Source organism: Pseudoalteromonas rubra, from assembly GCF_005887095.1.
In the GTDB taxonomy this organism is placed as follows: Bacteria; Pseudomonadota; Gammaproteobacteria; order Enterobacterales; family Alteromonadaceae; genus Pseudoalteromonas; species Pseudoalteromonas rubra_E.
The window spans coordinates 1-18880 of sequence record NZ_PNCI01000023.1 but is presented as its reverse complement, the minus strand read 5'-3'; the positions used below and the strand labels follow the sequence as shown (position 1 = coordinate 18880).

The following is an 18880-nucleotide window of genomic DNA, read 5'->3' as shown; positions in this document are numbered from 1 at the left end:
AGGAATGCGCAATGATCGCGCTATAAAGTACGCAGTTAGTCACTTGTACACAATATAGTACCACCTTCTCTCACAGAAGAAAAACAAGATGAAAGTAACCATCAACGATGTAGCAAAACACGCAGGCGTGTCGATGAAAACCGTATCGCGCGTGATCAACAAGGAACCATCGGTACGCAAAAAAACCTATGATCAGGTGATGCAAGCCGTCAAAGAGCTGAACTACCAACCCAATACCGCCGCACGGAATCTGGCCGGTACTTCTTCATTCGCCATTGGGCTGGTTTATGATAATCCCAATGCCTACTATATTATAGACATGCAAAATGGTGTGTTGTCTCGGTGTAAAGAAGAAGGATACGAGTTGGTGATCCATCCTTGCAACGCACAGCACAAAGATATGCAGACAGAAATTGCGACCATGATCAAGCGTTCACGCCTTGCCGGACTGGTACTCACTCCGCCTTTGTCAGAGCAGCAACCTATCATTGATATGCTGGATGAACTGGGCGTGAGCTATGTTCGCTTATTGTCTGGTCACAACGAGCAGGAAGAAAATTCCAAAAACTGTATTTATGTTGATGACTTTGCAGCCGCTTATGAGATTACTGAGCATCTGATTACTTTGGGGCACAAACATATTGCCTTTGTCTGTGGTGATGAAGAGCACAAATCTACGACTGAACGACTGGCAGGTTACAAACAAGCCTTAGCAGATCATCGAATAGCCTTTAACGAAAACTTTATACATAAGGGGACTTATTCTTTCGAATCCGGTGTTAATGGTGCAAAAGCATTACTCAAAGATGGTAACCCAAATCAGATCACCGCAATTTTAGGCGGTAACGATGAGGTGGCCGCGGGCGCGTTATTTGCTGCGCGTTTGATGAATATAGAGATTCCCGCTCAGCTTTCCATTTCCGGGTTTGAGGACTCCCCTTTCTCACGCCAGACCTGGCCAAAATTAACGACGGCACACCAGGCCAATAACGTGATATCTGAACATGCTGCGCGGCTGTTGTTTTCTAAAACCCGCGGTAGCCGTAATCACGATAAAGACGTCATTACCACATTTACACCAAGTATGGTGGTACGAGAAAGTACCGGCCCGGCACCTCGCTAAACAGCATGCCCCGGCAGGCCGGGGCAAATATACATCAATTCAGCGCCAACCCGCCCGCCAAATTGGCTACCTTGTCAAAACCAAGTAGAGCAAGCGTGTTACCTGCTTGCATTGAGCGGTTGCCTGTTCGACATACCAGCAGATAATGCTGCGATGAATTCAAAGCATCATTTCTCAGCACGTCCGTCATTCTGCTCAACGGAATATTCAACACCCGGCCAGAGGCCAGATCACCGAACAACTCTGTGATACCTCGTCTCGACACATCCGATTCATAAGGTTCGCGACAGTCAATAATCACACCCTGATGGGATTGCAACCAATCTTCAGCAGCCGTTTTGTTGAGCGACTGAACCGATGGTACTGCCGCGTCCATGAGTGCACCAAGGAAACGTTCTCTGAATGTGGTTGAGTCGCGATCAATACTAGCTTTTTGCTTCACAAACTCATCCGTAGAGCATGCCCCATTCAGCAAACGCCCCAGGAGCGGGCTGATCTGCACCTGAGCATGCCAGTTGATAGCAAAACACTGCTGATAGTCCAGTGCACTACATATCAGGCTGTTGTCATCAAGCTGCTCGTTGAGACGTAGCAGCGTTGCCGCCATTGACATCGCACGTGAGGTTTCACCCTGACTATCTCCCAATCCCTGAGGTAATAACAGCTTACCAACAAAGCAAGCCGAGACATCTTCACCCTGCATAAGTAGGTAGCAGCACTCTTGAGTATCATTATCTGCCAGAGAGAGCTTTTTCAACGTCCCCTGCAACAAGCCGCCAGACTCGCCTTCGGGCCAACCAAACTCATCTACCGCTCTATTATCTGTCAGATTGTGGACCAACAGGTTCACGGCATCAGCAGCTTGTTCACTCAAGTGCGTCTTAAGTAATGCACTGCAACCCAGCCCCTGCTTGTCGAGTAAACGCTGCAATCTGGGTACCAACTCCGGAACCGGATCAACGATCACCGCTTGTTTATCGGTCGTCACATACAGCCAGCAGCAAGCGCCCTGATGACGTAGCTGAGTTAACCCAACCGCACATGCTTCCTGCTCCGGTGCAGTGCTATCCGACACCACCAGGCAATTGTTCTCTAATATTGGCTTGAGACTTTTCAGCGTATCGCATGCATGACGGATCTGGGCTTCACTGTCAGCAGGTCCAAATGAGAGCCGAATGGCATTCTCGCTTTGCCAGTCAGGCGCATTCATCGCATCCAGAACAAAGCTTCGACTGGAACCCGAACTACAGGCGGAGCCACCACTGACACGAATACCCGCCGCATCCAGCAGGTCAATCACCTCTTTGCTGGTCAGGTGATCTACCGAAAAATTCAATGTTGTCGGGACCGAGAGCGCAAAATCATGATGAAAGGTGACTTGTTTAAACGTTGTCTCCACGGCTTCAGCCAGCATACTGCGGTGTTTTTCAAGCTGCGCAACCGGATTAAAGGGAGAATTATCTTTGTCGAGCAACATATCAAACAGCTTACTGAGCGCAGCGATACCCGGGATATTCTCTGTACCAGAACGCATGCCTGATTCCTGACCGCCTCCTGCGATAAAGGGAGTATAGGGACTACCGCTACGAATATATAAAAACCCAATCCCTTTAGGTGCATAGAGTTTGTGTCCTGAAAACGGGGCGTAATCGATCGTAGTTTGAGACAGCTTAAGCGGCAGTTTCCCCAGCGCCTGTACACAATCCACCATCCAGGCCGTTTGTGTGTTACCCTCGCGGATCACCTGCTCCAGACAAGCCAGATCCTGCTTAACCCCGGTTTCATTATTCGCAGCCATGGTACAAATCATCACGGCCTGCTCGATATGCTCAGCGATAAAGTCCAGATCCAGTAAACCTCTCGAATCTACCGGGATCTCCAGGATCTGCGCATTCAGACCAAGTAAGCGATTCCAGTGCTTTAGCGTATTTGGCACCGCCTTATGCTCTGTCGCGCCGTACATCAGAACGGGTTGTGCATATTGCTTGTGACTTTGCTGAACGTAATCACTTAGCGCAGACACAATGGCAGTCTGTATTCCTTCTGTTGCGCCTGAGGTAAAGAGCAATTCACCACTCGTTGCCCCAATCACCTCCCGACCTTTATTTCTGGCCTCTTCCATCAGGTGCTTAGCTTGTACACCCGTAATATGGGCACTGGAAGGATTACCAAAACAAACTTGCATGGTATGTACCACGACTTTGGCAATCTCGGGCAATACCGGCGTAGTGGCATTAGCATCGAGGTAGATTAATTGGTCTTGTTCAGACTGGATCACACGGCGCTCCTTTATAACAATATAGAATATCATATTCCATTCTACACAAAAGGCAGAGCAAGCATAATAATCATTTGCTGTATAAATGAAGATCGTTATTCCAAAATGGTACAAGATAACATTCGGGAAGGAGCACAAAAGCAACAGGTGACGCGAATTCGCCACCTGTCAGATGAGAGAGATTAGTCAGCCTCAGAGGCCAGATATTCCTGATGCTGAGTTGACCAGGCATTAAGAAGTGCTTTTACCAGCGAGGCCAAAGGAATTGCAAAAAACACCCCCCAGAACCCCCACAGACCGCCAAAAAATAACACGGCAACTATGATATAGACGGGATTCAGATCAACCGCTTCTGAAAACAGCAAAGGCACCAGGACATTGCCATCTAATGCCTGGATCACACCGTAGACCACTAATACAGTCCAGAATTCAGGTGCGACCCCAAACTGAAACAGCGCAACCGCAGCAACGGGCAAAGTGACCACCGCAGCTCCAATAAAGGGAATTAAAACCGAGAAACCAACCAAAGTGCCGAGTAAAGCTGCATAACGCAGATCCAAAATGGTGAACGCCACAAAGCTGGATAAGCCCACTATGATGATCTCAAAGACTTTGCCCCGAATGTAGTTCATGATTTGGTGGTCCATTTCTTCCCAAACCTGATTAATAAGGCGCCTTTCTTTTGGCACCAGTTGCAGCAGTCCTGTCGTTAGCTGGCTCTTATCTTTGAGCATAAAAAACACTAACAGGGGCACCAGTACCAGATAAATCAGCCAGGCCACCACGTCTTTAATCGATGTCAAAGACGCAGAGACCACCTGCTGGCCAAATTCAAATAACTTAGTTTCAACCGTCCCAACCAGGTTTTGCACTTGCTCCGCAGAAATAAGGTTCGGATAGGTATCGGGCAAATGCAACAAATAGTACTTGCCTTCTTCAATCATAGTCGGCGCCTCTTGCACCAGGTTGCTGGTTTGCGCCCATAACACCGGTAAAATGCCGAACATCAGCGCCAGCATGACACTCACAAACACCAGCATTACAATGTTGGTCGCCATCTGCCGGCTAGGCACCAGCCGCTGCAGACGAGTTACGGGCCAGTCCAACAGGTAGGCTATCACTATCGCCACTAATACAGGGATGATAAAAGTCCCAAAGAAATACAGCAGCGCGGCCATTGCCAGTAACATCAGCAACAGTGTCACTGAGTTAGGGTCTGAAAACTTGGCCCGATACCAGGACTTAATGAGTTCAATCATTTACACACTCCACTTGTATAAAAAATGGTTCTGACTGTTGATTATGCTGAAATACCATATCTTGACTGTCTAAATAGCGCATTATATCTCGCAGGTCTTGTTCTTTTGTGTAAAAAAACCGCACGGCATCCGTTTGAAGTCTTGCTTGCTTAAGCTGCCACTTAAACTGAACAAATAGCTGCGGACACCGCAAAGGGCGTAAATCATATTCTATCACTCTGCTAGGGCCTTATTTAATTCTACTTTCAACCTATTACAACTCTTTTGCTGTACCTTAGCACATTTCAGATTTACTCTGTCTGCAAACCGTATAGCCTGAACTCGGTCAATGCGTTATCCTTATAACAGAGATAGTGTTTTTTCGGATTTTCACATGCCTGGTGCAAACAACAAGGCGCGTTTGCCTGACAACCCAACCTTAAAAGAAATAAACTGGTTTAAAAAACAAATTAACTGGGGTGAGTTGCCACCATTTTATCATCTTGTCGCCTCTTCGGTTAGCGAAGGCGAAGGGATTTTTCAACATGGATTTGATCATGCCGTTAAACGTTTATTAGACAAACGGAACTGGAACTTATCTTTGCTTGGTGGATATGAAGATCAAAATGGTCTTATTCACTGTGATAAAGCGCCCGCTTTATCTCTTCATCAGGTATTTACAGACCGCGGTTTTGAGTTGTGGGCTTATCCCATTGCCAAGGGGGTCAAAGTAGACAGATACCTTAAAGACAATAAATATCTTGAGTTTAACGTCTGGGACCCACATACCATGAAAGTCCTGTTGCGTTTCAACCAGCTGCATAAATTTATCGCTTTTTATTTCGACCGGGGCGATACCGCAGACAAAGCGCTGATCCTGCATGCGCACAAAGTGGTACATAAAACATTGACCATGCTGCAACGAGAATTGAACGTTATTAAGGTTGATGGGGTCTCAATAAAAGACTTTTATATGTTATGCGAAAAAGACGCCCGGGCATGCAGCGATGAAGTGGACATTGCCAAGATCATGCTCGGCGATGATATAAATAAGGATTAGAATGCAGTTAAAAAAACTGTTTCAGGCATCTGTGTGTGCCCTGTCACTGACTGTTTCGACCTCAGGCTTCACTCAGTCCTCATTGAAATTACCTGATTTGGGCACTTCTGCGGTACAAGTGCTCCCCATAGATAAAGAACAAGCCATCGGCGAAATCATGATGATGCAGATCCGCTCAGGCTCTAAGCTTGTGCAGGATCCAGTGCTTGATGAATACCTCTCAGCGCTGGGGAATAAACTGGTTGCCAACGCCAATGATGTACGCTTTCCCTTTTCATTTTTCTGGATTGATAATAAAGATATAAACGCCTTTGCGTTTTATGGTGGGCATGTTGGCGTACACACCGGGCTGATGGCACAGGCCGACAACGAAAGTCAATTTGCGTCTGTATTAGGCCACGAGATAGCCCACGTTACCCAACGCCACCTGGCTCGGAGGATCCAGCAAGCCAAAGACAACAGCGCTTTGACAATTGCGGGTATGATCACCGGTATTCTGGCCACCGTGATCGCCCCCGACGCAGGTATGGCGATTTTGTCGGCCAGTTCAACTCAGTCAGCGCTAAGTCAGCTAACGCACAGCCGAAAAGCCGAACAAGAAGCCGACCGATTTGGCATGCAGACATTGTATAATGCGGGCTTTGACCCAAATGCATCCAGTGAGTTTTTGAGCAAATTGGCCGCCCAGGTGCGTTTCAAAAACAAAGCGCCGGTCTTTTTAATGTCTCACCCACTGCCCGACTCCCGGGTGTCGGATGTTCGCCTGCGTGCGCAGCAATATCAACAAAGGTATGTGCCAAAAAGCCAACAGTTCCAGCTGGCTAAAAGTCGGGTTATCGCCAGATACCAACTGGAGGGTAAAGCAGCACAAGCTTATTTTGAACAGGCGTTAAGACAATCTTCCGACCTGGACAAAAGTGCGCTTGAATATGGACTGGCGATCACTTATCTGGATCAGAAAAAGTTGGACAAGGCACAAAGCATAATGGACAAGCTATTAAATGCCGAGCCAAACAACCTCTTCTACCTTGACGTATACACAGATCTGCTGCTGGCAAAAAAAGACTATACAGCGATCACTAAGCTGCTAGGCGAGAAACATGAGCTTAGGCCCAACAATCAGGTTATCACGCTCAACTATGCCAACGTCGCCATTAAAAGCGAGCAATATAAATTGGCCGAGCAACTTCTGAAAGTTTTTCTACTGGAAAAGCCAGGGCATGTGCTGGCGCGGCAGCTGCTCACGGATACCTATAAAAAAATGGAATCCAAAGCGGACTATCATGAAAGCCAGGCCAGCTTGTTGAGCCACTATGGCGCCTTTATGCGGGCAGCGGACGAAATTCAGAAGGCACTTAATCACGTCGAAAAGGAAGAAACCGTGCGCCGGCTGCGCTTAAAAGCGTTACTGACTCAGTACCGGGATATGCAAAAAGAGCTGGCTAAACTCTAAATCTGTCGGCCCCCCCTGAGCGTAAACTGGAAAAGTAATACGCTCAGGGTATCCATTCAAGCACCGACTCACCTCACCACTAAAAGCTGGGCAAGAGGCCGCTCTGTTTTACTTCATGCAGCAGAGACTCGACCTGAAAAACGTAGGCATGGCTTGCAGGATACGGTACAATTTGCGCTGAATCAGATAAATATTAATACCGTAAAGGATCTTATATGTCAGTTACGATTTACCACAACCCACGCTGTTCAAAATCTCGTGAAACTCTGGCTCTACTGGAGTCACGTGACATTCAACCTGAGGTTGTCGAATATCTTAAAACACCTATTAATGAAGACACCCTGAGTGCTCTGCTACAAAAGTTAGGCTTTACCTCTGCACATCAGTTGGTACGCAGCAAAGAAACACTCTACAAAGAGCTGGGCCTGAGCAAAGACAGCGATGAAGCGCGTATTCGTCAGGCAATGCTGGAAAACCCAAAGTTGCTCGAAAGACCAATCGTAGTGAAAGGTGACAAAGCCGCCATTGGTCGCCCACCTGAATCCGTTCTGGATATTCTGTGATCCTATGCCTGAGATCTTAGTTTTATATCATTCCAGCCATGGCTCTGTTGCAGCCATGGCACATGAAATTGCAGAAACTCTGGAATTTCATGGTGCACAAGTCAGACTACGCACTTTTGTTGCAAAACAAGCCCATGACATTGTGGTGTCTAAGCAAGATCTCATAGACTGCGATGCGCTGGCCTTTGGCACACCAACGCGCTTTGGGATGATGGCATCGCAGGCGAAAACCTTCTGGGAAACAACCAGTGATATCTGGCTCAAAGGCCAGCTTATCGACAAACCAGCGTGTGTGTTTTCTTCTTCAAGCAGCATGCATGGCGGCAATGAAGCAACTCTGCTCAATCTGTCCTTGCCACTGCTACACCATGGTATGCTGTTGATGGGTGTGCCTTACGATGTGCCAGAGTTACTGTCGACCACCAGTGGTGGCACGCCGTATGGCGCAACCCATGTAGCCGGCATGGACAATAGCAGCGAACTGACAGACACAGAGCTGAAAATCTGTCGGGCACTTGCAAAACGACTGTTTACCATTAGCAATAAATTATCATGAGCCAGATCCCCAAAAAATCCGTTACAAAACGCTTTCAGGCCTCAGCCCTTATTGGGTATGTGGGCTTATTAATTCTCATGCCCTTGTGGTTGTTTGTGTTGGCACCGCGTGAAGGCTACAGCACAGGCTTTGTATTTGCAGTGTATATTTTACCCCTGCTGTTACCACTGAAAGGCATTATTCAGGACAAGCCCTACACTTATGCCTGGGCCAACTTCATCGTGTTGATCTACTTTACACACGGGCTAACCTTGTTATGGGTGTCTCCTGAAGAAATGCCCTTGATCTTACTCGAGTTGTTTTTTGCCACCTGTATGTTTATTGGCTGTACGTACTATGCCAGACACAGGGGCCAGGAGCTGGGGCTAAAGATCCGTAAGCTGAAGCAAGACCTGGCAGATGAAAAAGCAGCCTACGAACAGGGTGAACAGAAGGACGAAGAGAAATAAATCGTACAGGCCACGCCAGTGAATATAACCCACTAACTCGGTGGCCTGCTCATATTTGAGCCTTAGTTAGACAGTGGGCGGCCACCTGTGATTTTATTGGCCCGACCTTCTTCTTTGGCCTTTTCTGCACGGCGACGACGCGCTTCTTTAGGGTCGGCTATCAGCGGACGATACACCTCAACCCGGTCCCCGGCTCGGACAACATGATTCAGCTTGACCGTTCTATTCCAGATCCCCAGACTCAAATTGGTTGGGTCTATTTCAGGGCAGCGCTCTAAAATACCACTTTGCAGCACCACTTGCTCCACCGATGTCCCTTCAGCTACATCAACACTGAGCGTTGTGGCTTTGTCGGGCAAGGCAAATACCACTTCAACCTGGATCATGAACGTACTCCGTATACTATTTTGGCTCTTTGTGTAAAGGCCGATACCATGTTCTTCGCAACTTCATTGAAGATGCGGCCAAATGCCAGCTCAATTAGTTTGTTGGCAAATTCAAACTCAAGCTTTAAACACACTTTACAGGCCTGTTCGTCCAGTTCGATAAACTCCCAATATCCATGTAAGGATTTAAACGGACCGTCTACCAGCTGCATTCTGACCCGGTTGCCTTCGTACTGGTTCTTAGTGGTAAACCATTTGGTCAGGCCCGCCTTGGAGATTTCAAGGCTTGCTGTCATGCCCTGATCGGAAGTATCAATCACCCGTGCCCCAGAGCAATGAGGCAAAAAAGCGGGGTAAGCGTCAACATCATTGACCAAGTTAAACATCTCTTGTGTGCTGTACATCACTAACGCACTTTTTTCTACTTGTGGCATACGCTCTCCAAACTCTAACAAAGCGATTTTACCAAGGTTTTCAAGATTTATCTTGTTTGTGACAGGCGACTGGGGGAAAATAACCACAATTTTTGATCCGCGCCGATATACAAGGTAGACTACGCCATTATGGCAAAGAAAAAACCAAACAAATCAAATAGCAATACCATAGCGCTGAATAAAAAGGCGCGTCATGAGTATTTTTTACACGACAAGTTCGAAGCAGGTATTGAACTCCAGGGCTGGGAAGTAAAAAGCATCCGCGCCGGCAAGGTCAATATCACCGATACCTATATTCACCTTAAAGACGGCGAAGCTTTTTTGCTTGCCAGTCAAATTCAGCCATTAAACAGCGCCTCAACGCACGTCATTTGTGACCCGATGCGTTATCGCAAGCTGCTGCTTAAAAAGCGCGAAATTGACCGCCTGATCGGTGCAACCGAGCGTGATGGCTTTTCACTGGTGGCCACCGCCATGTACTGGAAAAAGTGCTGGGTAAAACTTGAATTCCACCTGGCCAAAGGTAAAAAGATGCACGACAAACGCGCCGACATCAAAGACAGAGACTGGTCGCGCGACAAAGAACGTCTGATGAAACATAAAGCTTAATTGCTGTCAGACACCCATAAAAAAACCGCCTTTTGGCGGTTTTTTTGGGTTAATGGCAAAAGCCATTAACCTTTATACTTTTGCATCACCAAAGTTGCGTTAGTGCCGCCAAAACCGAAGCTGTTTGACATCACAGTGTTCAGCTCGCGCTCGCGCATTTCAGTTACAATATCCAGGCCTTGTGCCTGCTCATCCAGCTCATCAATGTTGATAGATGGTGCAATGAAGTTATTTTCCAGCATCAGCACTGAGTAAATCGCTTCGTGAACACCAGCAGCACCCAGAGCGTGACCTGTCATTGCTTTAGTCGCACTGATAGCCGGAGAGTTGTCACCAAACAGCTCCTGGATAGCACCCAGCTCTTTCACATCACCAACCGGCGTTGAAGTGCCATGGGTGTTCAGGTAGTCGATTGGACCTTCGAGATCCTGCATTGCCTGCTTCATACATCTCACTGCGCCTTCGCCTGACGGTGCAACCATGTCATAGCCATCTGATGTCGCACCGTAACCTACGATTTCAGCATAGATGTGTGCACCACGTGCCAGTGCGTGCTCAAGTTCTTCAACCACCACGATACCGCCACCGCCAGAGATAACAAAGCCGTCACGGTTTGCATCGTACGTACGTGAAGCCGTTTCTGGTGCTTCGTTATACTTGGTAGACAATGCACCCATCGCATCGAATTCCATAGCCAGGGTCCAGTGCAGCTCTTCACCACCACCGGCAAAGATCACATCTTGTTTGCCCAACTGAATTTGCTCTACCGCATTACCAATACAGTGTGCTGACGTTGCACACGCAGAGCTGATTGAATAGTTAACACCTTTGATTTTAAACGGTGTTGCAAGACAGGCAGACGCCGTACTGGCCATCGTACGCGGTACCATATAAGGACCAACGCGCTTAACGCCTTTCTCGCGCAGAATGTCTGCGGCTTCAACCTGGTACTTAGATGAACCACCGCCAGAACCGACGATAAGACCCGTGCGCTCATTAGAAACCTGCTCAGGGGCCAGACCTGAGTCTTCAATCGCTTGCGCCATTGAAATATAAGAAAATGCAGCTGCATCTCCCATAAAGCGATGTGCTTTACGGTCAACCAGAGACTTAACGTCAATATCCAGCTTGCCCGATACCTGGCTACGCAGATTCATATCTGCGAACTCTTGGTTAAAAGCGATACCACTTTTACCCGCTTTCAAAGAATCTAGTACTTCTTGCTTGTTGTTACCGATGCTTGACACTACACCGATACCCGTAATAACGGCTCTTCTCATGGGTAATTCCCTTAGGACTTTTTAAATTTACGCGTATTCTACGCTGAAACCAGGCACCAAGTGGTCAGCTTTCCAGCGTACACACGTACTCTGAACTGATATTTGTTAAAATGCAACGGACGAACGCAAATAAAATCCGTAAAATAGACGCCAATTCAGTAGCGAACTTTTAGACACATTATGATACGCAACGCCCAGATACACTTTAACGACGCAGGCACACCGGTCGCAGACAGCTTTGACGATGTCTACTTTTCGAACGACGACGGTCAGGCAGAATCGGATTATGTTTTTTATACACAGAACAAGCTCAATACCCGATTACTCAACCATGACAGGGACCACTTTGTGGTTGCCGAAACCGGATTTGGCACAGGGCTGAATTTTCTTAATACCTGGGCTCAGTTTCAGCGCCTGAAAACACAGCGCAACGTTCAGCGTCTTTATTTTATTTCATTTGAAAAATACCCCATCAAGATTGAAGATTTACGACAAGCCTTAAAAGCATGGCCAGATTTGTCGGATCAAGCACACCAATTGTGCGCACAATACCCGGATGCCGTTGAGGGCTGTCATCGCCTTGAGTTTGATGGCGGTGAAGTCATTCTGGATCTGTGGTTTGGCGATGTACATACCTCCTTACCTAAACTCTCGTATGCGCCCAGTGGCCTGGTGGATGCCTGGTATCTGGATGGCTTTGCCCCTAGTAAAAACCCGGATATGTGGCAACAATCTCTGTTTGATGCCATGGCAGCACTGAGCCGTACCAATGCCACCTTCGCCACCTTTACCGCTGCGGGCTTTGTACGCCGGGGCTTGCAACAGGCGGGGTTTGATTGTCAAAAAGTCAAAGGTTACGGTCGTAAGCGGGAAATGGTGATCGGTCAGTTTAACGAGGCGAATCCTCAGGCAACCAACCCTGAATACTATCGTCACTCTGCTCGCAAGCTTGAGCGTGTTGCCGTCATTGGGGGTGGGATTGGCTCTGCCTGTTTAAGCTACCAGCTTGCCAAGCGCAACATCAGCACCACCTTGTTTTGTAAAGATGAAACCCTCGCCGGCGGTGCATCACACAATCGCCAGGGCGCCGTTTACCCTAACCTGCAGGCCGAGTACAGCACCACCAGTGAGCTGTATGCCCTAAGCTTTTTGTACGCGCGGCGTTTTTATCAGCACATTGAAGCGGCTGGCTTTAACTACGACCATGACTGGTGTGGTGTATTGCTGCAAAGTGTGACCGATGGCAAACGGACACAGCATCAGAAAATTGCCAGCAGTGAGCTGTTTCCAGAATCATTAATACGCTATGTCTCGGTAACAGAAGCACAAAATCTGGCCAATATAGACACCCCGTTTGACGGCCTGTTTATCGAACAGGCCGGCTGGGTAAGTCCCCCTCAGTTGACCGAAGCCGTCCACAACGCAGCACAGGCTAAGTGCCCGGGTCAGCAGCACTTTAATGCTGATGTCAGCGAACTCGACAAACGTGAAGATGGCTGGTATCTGCTCGTTAATACTCAGTGGCAGGGGCCGTTTTCTGACGTCTTTGTATGTGGTGGTGAGCACAGCGATGGGTTTTCTCAGACACAGCATTTAGGGTTGCATGGTGTGCGGGGCCAGGTTTCTCATATCCAGGCCGGTGAAGCCTCTTCAGAGCTCACCACAGTGTTATGCCACAAAGGCTACTTTACACCCAGCCTGCAGGGCGAACATTGTATGGGGGCGACTTTTGAAAAATACAGCAAGGGCCGGGAAGTCACCGAGCAGGATAATGCCACCAACCGTGCTCAGTTACAGGGCTTTTATGGTGATACACAGTTTGATCAGAGCCTGGGAGAAATAACGGGGGCCAAAGCGGCGGTACGTTGCTGCTTTAACGATCACTTCCCCATGATAGGTCAGGTACCGGATCCAACCAGTCTGTGCGACGCTTTTGCGAACCTGCGCCGGGGCAAACATCATGATTTTGAACCACTAACGCAACCCCATGAAGGTCTACATGTAGTGACCGGATTTGGCGCACGCGGATTGTGTAGTGCGCCTTTGGTGACAGAGCACTTGGTGGCAGCGCTATGTGACGAGCCCCGCCCGTTCAGCGAGCGGCTGAATCAGGCACTGCACCCTGCCCGCTTTGTGGTCCGGGATTTGATCAGGAATAAAATCTAAATAATGTGTAATGCCATCAGGCTCCCAAAACGGGAGCCTTGCTATTATGGTTTGGAGATTTGGATCACCACGCGGCGGTTTTTATCACGCCCGATGGGTGTATCGTTTGGTGCAACATGACGCTTTTCACCAAAGCCGTCAGTGACTATCTTATCTTCCGGTATGCCTTTTGACGCCATGTAAGTTTTAATGGCTTCCGCCCGTTTTTTCGACATCGCCATATTAACCGAGCGGCCGCCGTAGCTGTCTGTGTAAGCCGAAATATAAATCGACTCAATTTCAGGGTCGTTATTGAGGTATTCCCCGATCATATCCAGGCGTTTGCGCGACGACTTGGTGAGCTCGCTGCTGTTAAACTTATAATTCATCACAGTAAAGGCAATATCTTCAAAGCTGTATGGCAATAAATTGTCGCGGCACTGCAAAAACTCCCAGTAGGCGTTTTTAAAATTCACCGAAGACAGCGCCACTGAGATTTGGTCGTGCTGGTTTTGCCAGTCCTGATAATAAAAAGTGGGATAATAACCCTTTTCAAGCTCAGTCAGCATTTCCCAGGAAATGTCGTTAGTCAGTTCACCATCAAATTTCTTCAACAACTTCATCTGACCCATTACCCGGGCCGGCATACCCGCGCGCCAGGCAGGCGGCACCGATTCCAGCCCGGCAAAGTCGTAACTATCGGGCCTTACAACCATATCCAGATTAAAGGTCAGGTCTTTGTTTTTACTTGCGGTTGCAGAGAAAATTGCTTCACCATAATAAGGAACTTCGTGTGATAACGCGCACGACAACCGGGTGGTCCTGTCGACAAACCATTGCGAGCTGTCTGCCGTGGCAGAGTATTGCCGCATTGCGCCCTGCGCCTGAAGCGTCAGGATACTCAATGTCGTGGCAATGATCAGGTTTGTATTAAACTTCACGCTTTTACTCCGCTTTGAACAAAAATACCGAACGAGACGCGGCGACCGCAAACAGGGCAGCCTTTCGTTGGCGTCTTACTGAAAGTCAAAGCAATAATCGTGCCTTAAATCCAAGCTCCTGAACGGCAGAGTTCTGACACCAGAGCCTTAAACGGTACACCTGATATGACGGCTGTACTGCTACCTATGCACACAGAAGCAGGAAACGCGCCACTAAGTTCGCATCTTTAATTCTGATCAGTATAATAGGCCGCTCAAATTAGTAAACCAAGCAGATTATGGCAGAACAAGAGCAAACCCTATTCGCAAAGCGCTTTCGCGGCTTTTTTCCCGTCGTCATTGACGTTGAAACCGCAGGCTTTAATAAAGACACCGATGCACTGCTGGAAATTGCCGTCAGCATGCTCAAGATGGACGACCAGGGCCTGCTCAGCCTGGACCACACGGTTCATTTTCATGTTGCGCCTTTTGAGGGTGCCAATATTGAACAATCAGCGATAGACTTCAATGGCATAGACCCCTTCAGTGCCTTACGCGGCGCAGTAGACGAAGAAGAAGCAATCAAAGAGATCTGTAAAGCAGTACGCAAAGCCCAAAAGGCCGCAGGCTGTCAGCGCACGGTGGTGGTGGCCCACAATGCTGCGTTTGATCACGGCTTTTTAAATGCCGCCATCGAGCGCTGCAAAATCAAGCGTACCCCGTTTCATCCGTTCGTAAGTTTCGATACCACCTCGCTGGCCGGGCTGGCATTGGGACAGACGGTATTGGCTAAAGCCTGTCGTACCGCGGGAATTGAGTTTGACAACAGTCAGGCACACTCTGCACTGTATGATACCGAACGCACCGCAGAGCTGTTTTGTCATATCGTAAATAAGTGGCAGGCACTGGGTGGCTGGCCTTTACCTGACATGTCGGATGAAGAGGGTGACGAGCCGGCTCAATAGCCGAGAGATGACATCATGTGCGATACCTGCCACAGGTATCGCAACAACATTACTGTGTAGCAAATTCCTGAGTGATCTTGCCCTCGTCCAGCAATACCGAATGCGGCGGATAAATCCGCGAGAATGACTTGCTGTCTCTGGCAATGGTGAGTTCGATACCCGGATGCATTAACTCGTTGATTTTGATCCGGCTCATCTTTAATAGTCTTGCCAGCTTGTGCTGTACCAGCTTCATATTGCGTTGATTACGCGCGTAGTGTTTACTGAGTTGCTGCTCATTCACAGCCAGTTTACTGAGATAGGCGTCCCGTTTGGTGGAAGCCGGTGCTTTCTGCGCTTTGATCTGGGCCCGTTTCAGGGCAAGGGTTTTATCGGTAAGGCGCTTTTCAAGATCTTTGAATTCTTGTTGTTTTTTCTTCAGCATATGCCAGTCCTGCGCCAGCGTAATACGCGTTCGGGTTCCCGACGGTGCACCCACTTCACCCGCTTCAATACGCATGGCATCGAATACAGTACCGCCTATCAGTTTGCCTCTGGGCGTATCGCCTTTTCCGACCCGGATCATGCGCTTGGCTCTGAGATCGCAATGTAACACCTGACGCTCAATTAACAGATCCTGCTCAGATTCAATATGGCAATACTGTGCATAACCAATTGAAACGGTGCGTTTTGCTTTTATACAACAACTGAAATCTTCACCCTCTTCGCGCTTACGACCTATTACGCCCAGCATAACTGTCACCGCGCCATTGCTTTCAAGGTGTGCAGATTCAACAAAGCCAATCACTGTGATATCGCCAGACGCTTTGATTTTCATGCCATCTTTAACATCACCACTGACAATCACACTGCCATCAAACTCAATGTGGCCCGTCGTAACATCCACCTGGTCGTAACACAGCACGTCATCCACTCGAATACCGCGTGGGATAGCCACGGGTACCCCTTTGGAGTCAGCAATTAACAGGTTAGGATCATCGGGAGAAATTTTGGTACCTTCCGGTACTTCCAGCGCAAAGTCTTTGCCCTGTTTGGGCTCAAGCACATCACCAAATACAGAATACCCTTCTTCGCCTGGCGTTGGCGGCACACGCTTCATCAGCGGGCTGCCGGGGCTGACGGTAATGATGGCCCCCAGGTCACGCATATCAACCTTACCACCGTCTTTTTGTTGCGGGCTTAGAACTCTGTCCTGCGCTGTCATACATAAACGGACAAATCTGGCGTCAGTGCCATCTTTGGCACGCTGACCGTGGGCAACAATACCGCTATAGACACTACCAGGAGACTGCTCAAACTGCTGACCTAAGAAGGTATCCAATGCTTGCTTGCTGATCCCGCGTTTTACCCCGGCCGATTTTAGCGCTTCACGGGCCTGCTCCATGGTCACCATTTTGCCGCCCCGCGCTGTCGTCAGTCGTGCTTCGGCCATCATATTGTTGTCGTCAACCCGAATAGACAGCTCGGCGTCAACCGCCTTAGCAACAATTAAGGAATCCTTTTCTCTATCGTCCGACGGCGAAAACAACTGCCCGATATTGGCATGTATGATATCAAAGTCGGCATAAGGAGAGCTTTCCAGCGCTTCAACAAGCTGCGCGGAACTGGCCGGAAATCCGGTATTTGCAGGGTGTTCGTTAATTGTAACGTACCCTGACTCCTCATCAAAATGAAACAAAGACATCACTTACTTCCCGAAAATTATGCATGATGTTATTAAATTTATTATGCACTACCAGGTCTATACATAGGACAAGGGCCGCTGTGTAACCTCTGATACTGTATTGCATCCTTGCTGACAATCTGTATAGAGTCTAAACAGAAAACAGCTTGTTATGCCGTCGCCATAAAAGCACGCATGCTTTTTAGTGCACCAGCATCAAGTCCCATCATTTTACAGTTGCACCTGCCTATGCAAGCTAATCTTGGCAAACAACAAAAATAATTTGGAAAAAATACAACCAAAGTGCTATATTTCCCATAATCTAAGATGCAGCCAAAATTCGAACCTAGCTAAAACAGGTACGAACCGGTCAAACTGACTTACAGCGACAAGTTAAAACAACCATCGCCTTGCCTTATTTGAGCACAACCTTCCCTAATTGTTAAGCCCAACCAGCCGCTCAACTACACAAAATATAAACGATTGTAAATGAGACTTGAGTATAAAACCGCCAAGTAGTTCTTATCACTATACTTATCGGCAAACTTAGCTTGAGCTTTAGGGATTTTATTGGGTATAATCACACTTACTGACTGAAAGAGATTTCAGGGGCTGATTAGGATTCGACAGGATTCATGAAGCCTGAGGTGCATGTCGAGGGGCGGTTGGCCTCGTAAAAAAGCCGCATTTAAAGTAATCGCAAACGACGATAACTACGCTCTAGCGGCATAATAGCCCGCTAGCACTCCTCCATGAAATGCTTGTGGTTCTGGTTCTGGAGTGTCACCCTACACAAGATCGCTACGGAAACCCTGGCCGGGGTTGAAGGGCTAAAACTAAGCGGCCTCGCCTTTACTTATCGTGTTCGTCCGAGACTTAAAGGTTAACCAAAAGACGATACTAAACATGTAGGACCGAAGGTCGACGCTTTCTGGACGGGGGTTCAAATCCCCCCAGCTCCACCACATAGCAACACAAAAACCCCATCAAAACACTGTTTTTGATGGGGTTTTTGTTTTAAGGGGTGTTTCTATAGTGGTTACAGTGTGCTGAAAATGTGATACGAAATAGCACGTTTTCAGCACGTGATATTGGTGTACTTTTACGCCCTATAGGGCCTTGTTGATCAAATCCAAATAGCTTAGGAAACGCTGCGACTTCAGCTGTTTCCCTGATATTCAGGCATACCTAGCCCAGCCATTCTGTTGAGCACTTTCACTTTGATCATCGCTTCAGTGTGCTGCTGATTGAATCCACGACTGACCAGCTTGTCACCCATTAGCTGTTTATACCGGTACATTGCTGTTTCCGCCAGAGAGCATTGATGGTAGTTCCCACACTTTTTCCACTCACTGCTACCTATATGCTTTGTTAAAATAACCGCGCTGTTTCGAGCATGTCCATCCTCCCACAACTGCGCGTTGCACCTCGGTGGGATCACCGCGTCGGCCTTTTTGGCTGCCACTTCGGCATAACAGCCTCGGGTATCATAAGCGCCATCCGCTTTTACCGAGCTGATCTTCCTGCGCAGTGGTCTGAGTAAATCACCCAGAACTTCTGAATCAGCTACGGAGATTGTAGACAACTCAGCGCCTATTATTTGGTGTGTATTTGCATCAACGGCCAGATGCAGCTTTCGCCATGTCCGGCGTTTGTTTGCGCCGTGTTTTCTTGCGTGCCACTCGCCGTTCCCGAATACTTTCAAACCGGTGCTATCAACCACGATATCAATGCCTACGGAAGTACTGGTATTTGGTC

The 18880-nt window shown here is 48.2% G+C and carries 17 protein-coding genes and 1 other RNA gene; 10 read left to right on the top strand and 8 right to left on the bottom strand.

The genetic code is table 11. The features are described from left to right. Window positions 1–88: 88 nt before the first annotated feature. Entirely contained in the window at window positions 89–1123 is a 1035-nt protein-coding gene (locus CWB99_RS10970) for a LacI family DNA-binding transcriptional regulator (RefSeq protein WP_138552420.1), read from the top strand. A gap of 34 nt (window positions 1124–1157) precedes the next feature. Here the strand turns inward: CWB99_RS10970 and CWB99_RS10965 are convergent, their stop codons facing one another. Both CWB99_RS10965 and CWB99_RS10960 read right to left on the bottom strand, forming a co-directional pair. Further along, window positions 1158–3434: an aminotransferase class V-fold PLP-dependent enzyme gene (locus tag CWB99_RS10965; RefSeq protein WP_138552419.1), complete on the bottom strand. Its 2277-nt coding sequence runs from the start codon at window positions 3432–3434 to the stop codon at window positions 1158–1160. Window positions 3435–3583: 149 nt separating this feature from the next. Then, window positions 3584–4660, bottom strand: a complete 1077-nt coding sequence (locus CWB99_RS10960) for an AI-2E family transporter (protein WP_138552418.1) — start codon at window positions 4658–4660, stop codon at window positions 3584–3586. Window positions 4661–5033: 373 nt separating this feature from the next. Here CWB99_RS10960 and CWB99_RS10955 point away from each other — a divergent pair, with 373 nt between their 5' ends. From CWB99_RS10955 to CWB99_RS10935, 5 genes are all read left to right on the top strand, one after another. Beyond that, window positions 5034–5699: a hypothetical protein gene (locus CWB99_RS10955; protein ID WP_138552417.1), complete on the top strand. Its 666-nt coding sequence runs from the start codon at window positions 5034–5036 to the stop codon at window positions 5697–5699. 1 nt (window position 5700) lies between these two features. Then, window positions 5701–7152: a M48 family metalloprotease gene (locus CWB99_RS10950; protein ID WP_138552416.1), complete on the top strand. Its 1452-nt coding sequence runs from the start codon at window positions 5701–5703 to the stop codon at window positions 7150–7152. A gap of 215 nt (window positions 7153–7367) precedes the next feature. Continuing rightward, window positions 7368–7715 (top strand): arsenate reductase (glutaredoxin), encoded by a 348-nt coding sequence (gene arsC, locus CWB99_RS10945; RefSeq protein WP_138552415.1) that lies wholly within the window; start codon window positions 7368–7370, stop codon window positions 7713–7715. 4 nt (window positions 7716–7719) lie between these two features. Continuing rightward, window positions 7720–8271 (top strand): NAD(P)H:quinone oxidoreductase, encoded by a 552-nt coding sequence (wrbA, locus tag CWB99_RS10940; RefSeq protein ID WP_054017103.1) that lies wholly within the window; start codon window positions 7720–7722, stop codon window positions 8269–8271. Further along, on the top strand, window positions 8268–8720 hold the full coding sequence (locus CWB99_RS10935) for a DUF2069 domain-containing protein (protein WP_138552414.1): 453 nt from the start codon (window positions 8268–8270) through the stop codon (window positions 8718–8720). Before wrbA ends, CWB99_RS10935 begins: the two co-directional genes overlap by 4 nt. Window positions 8721–8782: 62 nt before the next feature. Here CWB99_RS10935 and CWB99_RS10930 read toward each other — a convergent pair whose 3' ends face one another. Together CWB99_RS10930 and CWB99_RS10925 are read right to left on the bottom strand one after the other, a co-directional pair. Further along, the gene (locus tag CWB99_RS10930; protein ID WP_138552413.1) at window positions 8783–9106 is read right to left on the bottom strand and encodes an RnfH family protein; all 324 of its coding nucleotides are present in this window, start codon (window positions 9104–9106) and stop codon (window positions 8783–8785) included. Then, window positions 9103–9540: an SRPBCC family protein gene (locus tag CWB99_RS10925; protein WP_046004233.1), complete on the bottom strand. Its 438-nt coding sequence runs from the start codon at window positions 9538–9540 to the stop codon at window positions 9103–9105. Before CWB99_RS10925 ends, CWB99_RS10930 begins: the two co-directional genes overlap by 4 nt. A gap of 129 nt (window positions 9541–9669) precedes the next feature. On the opposite strand from CWB99_RS10925, the gene smpB reads away from it, so the two are divergent. Beyond that, window positions 9670–10149, top strand: coding sequence for an SsrA-binding protein SmpB (gene smpB, locus CWB99_RS10920; protein ID WP_046004234.1), 480 nt, complete (start codon window positions 9670–9672; stop codon window positions 10147–10149). 65 nt (window positions 10150–10214) lie between these two features. On the opposite strand, the gene fabB is transcribed toward smpB, so the two are convergent. After that, complete coding sequence (fabB, locus tag CWB99_RS10915; RefSeq protein ID WP_138552412.1) at window positions 10215–11429, bottom strand: beta-ketoacyl-ACP synthase I; 1215 nt, start codon at window positions 11427–11429, stop codon at window positions 10215–10217. Window positions 11430–11609: 180 nt separating this feature from the next. Between fabB and mnmC the strand changes: the two genes are divergently transcribed. After that, window positions 11610–13595: a bifunctional tRNA (5-methylaminomethyl-2-thiouridine)(34)-methyltransferase MnmD/FAD-dependent 5-carboxymethylaminomethyl-2-thiouridine(34) oxidoreductase MnmC gene (mnmC, locus tag CWB99_RS10910; RefSeq protein WP_138552411.1), complete on the top strand. Its 1986-nt coding sequence runs from the start codon at window positions 11610–11612 to the stop codon at window positions 13593–13595. A gap of 44 nt (window positions 13596–13639) precedes the next feature. Here mnmC and CWB99_RS10905 read toward each other — a convergent pair whose 3' ends face one another. Further along, window positions 13640–14515, bottom strand: a complete 876-nt coding sequence (locus CWB99_RS10905; protein WP_138546393.1) for a flagellar protein MotY — start codon at window positions 14513–14515, stop codon at window positions 13640–13642. A gap of 278 nt (window positions 14516–14793) precedes the next feature. On the opposite strand from CWB99_RS10905, the gene rnt reads away from it, so the two are divergent. Beyond that, window positions 14794–15459, top strand: coding sequence for a ribonuclease T (rnt, locus tag CWB99_RS10900; protein ID WP_138552410.1), 666 nt, complete (start codon window positions 14794–14796; stop codon window positions 15457–15459). Window positions 15460–15508: 49 nt separating this feature from the next. Here the strand turns inward: rnt and CWB99_RS10895 are convergent, their stop codons facing one another. Further along, window positions 15509–17143, bottom strand: a complete 1635-nt coding sequence (locus CWB99_RS10895; protein ID WP_138552409.1) for a DUF342 domain-containing protein — start codon at window positions 17141–17143, stop codon at window positions 15509–15511. 587 nt (window positions 17144–17730) lie between these two features. Here CWB99_RS10895 and ssrA point away from each other — a divergent pair. Continuing rightward, window positions 17731–18087: a transfer-messenger RNA gene (ssrA, locus tag CWB99_RS10890) on the top strand. A gap of 194 nt (window positions 18088–18281) precedes the next feature. Here ssrA and CWB99_RS10885 read toward each other — a convergent pair. Next, window positions 18282–18880: IS5 family transposase (locus CWB99_RS10885; protein WP_138686209.1), on the bottom strand; the 599-nt coding region annotated here is incomplete at its 5' end.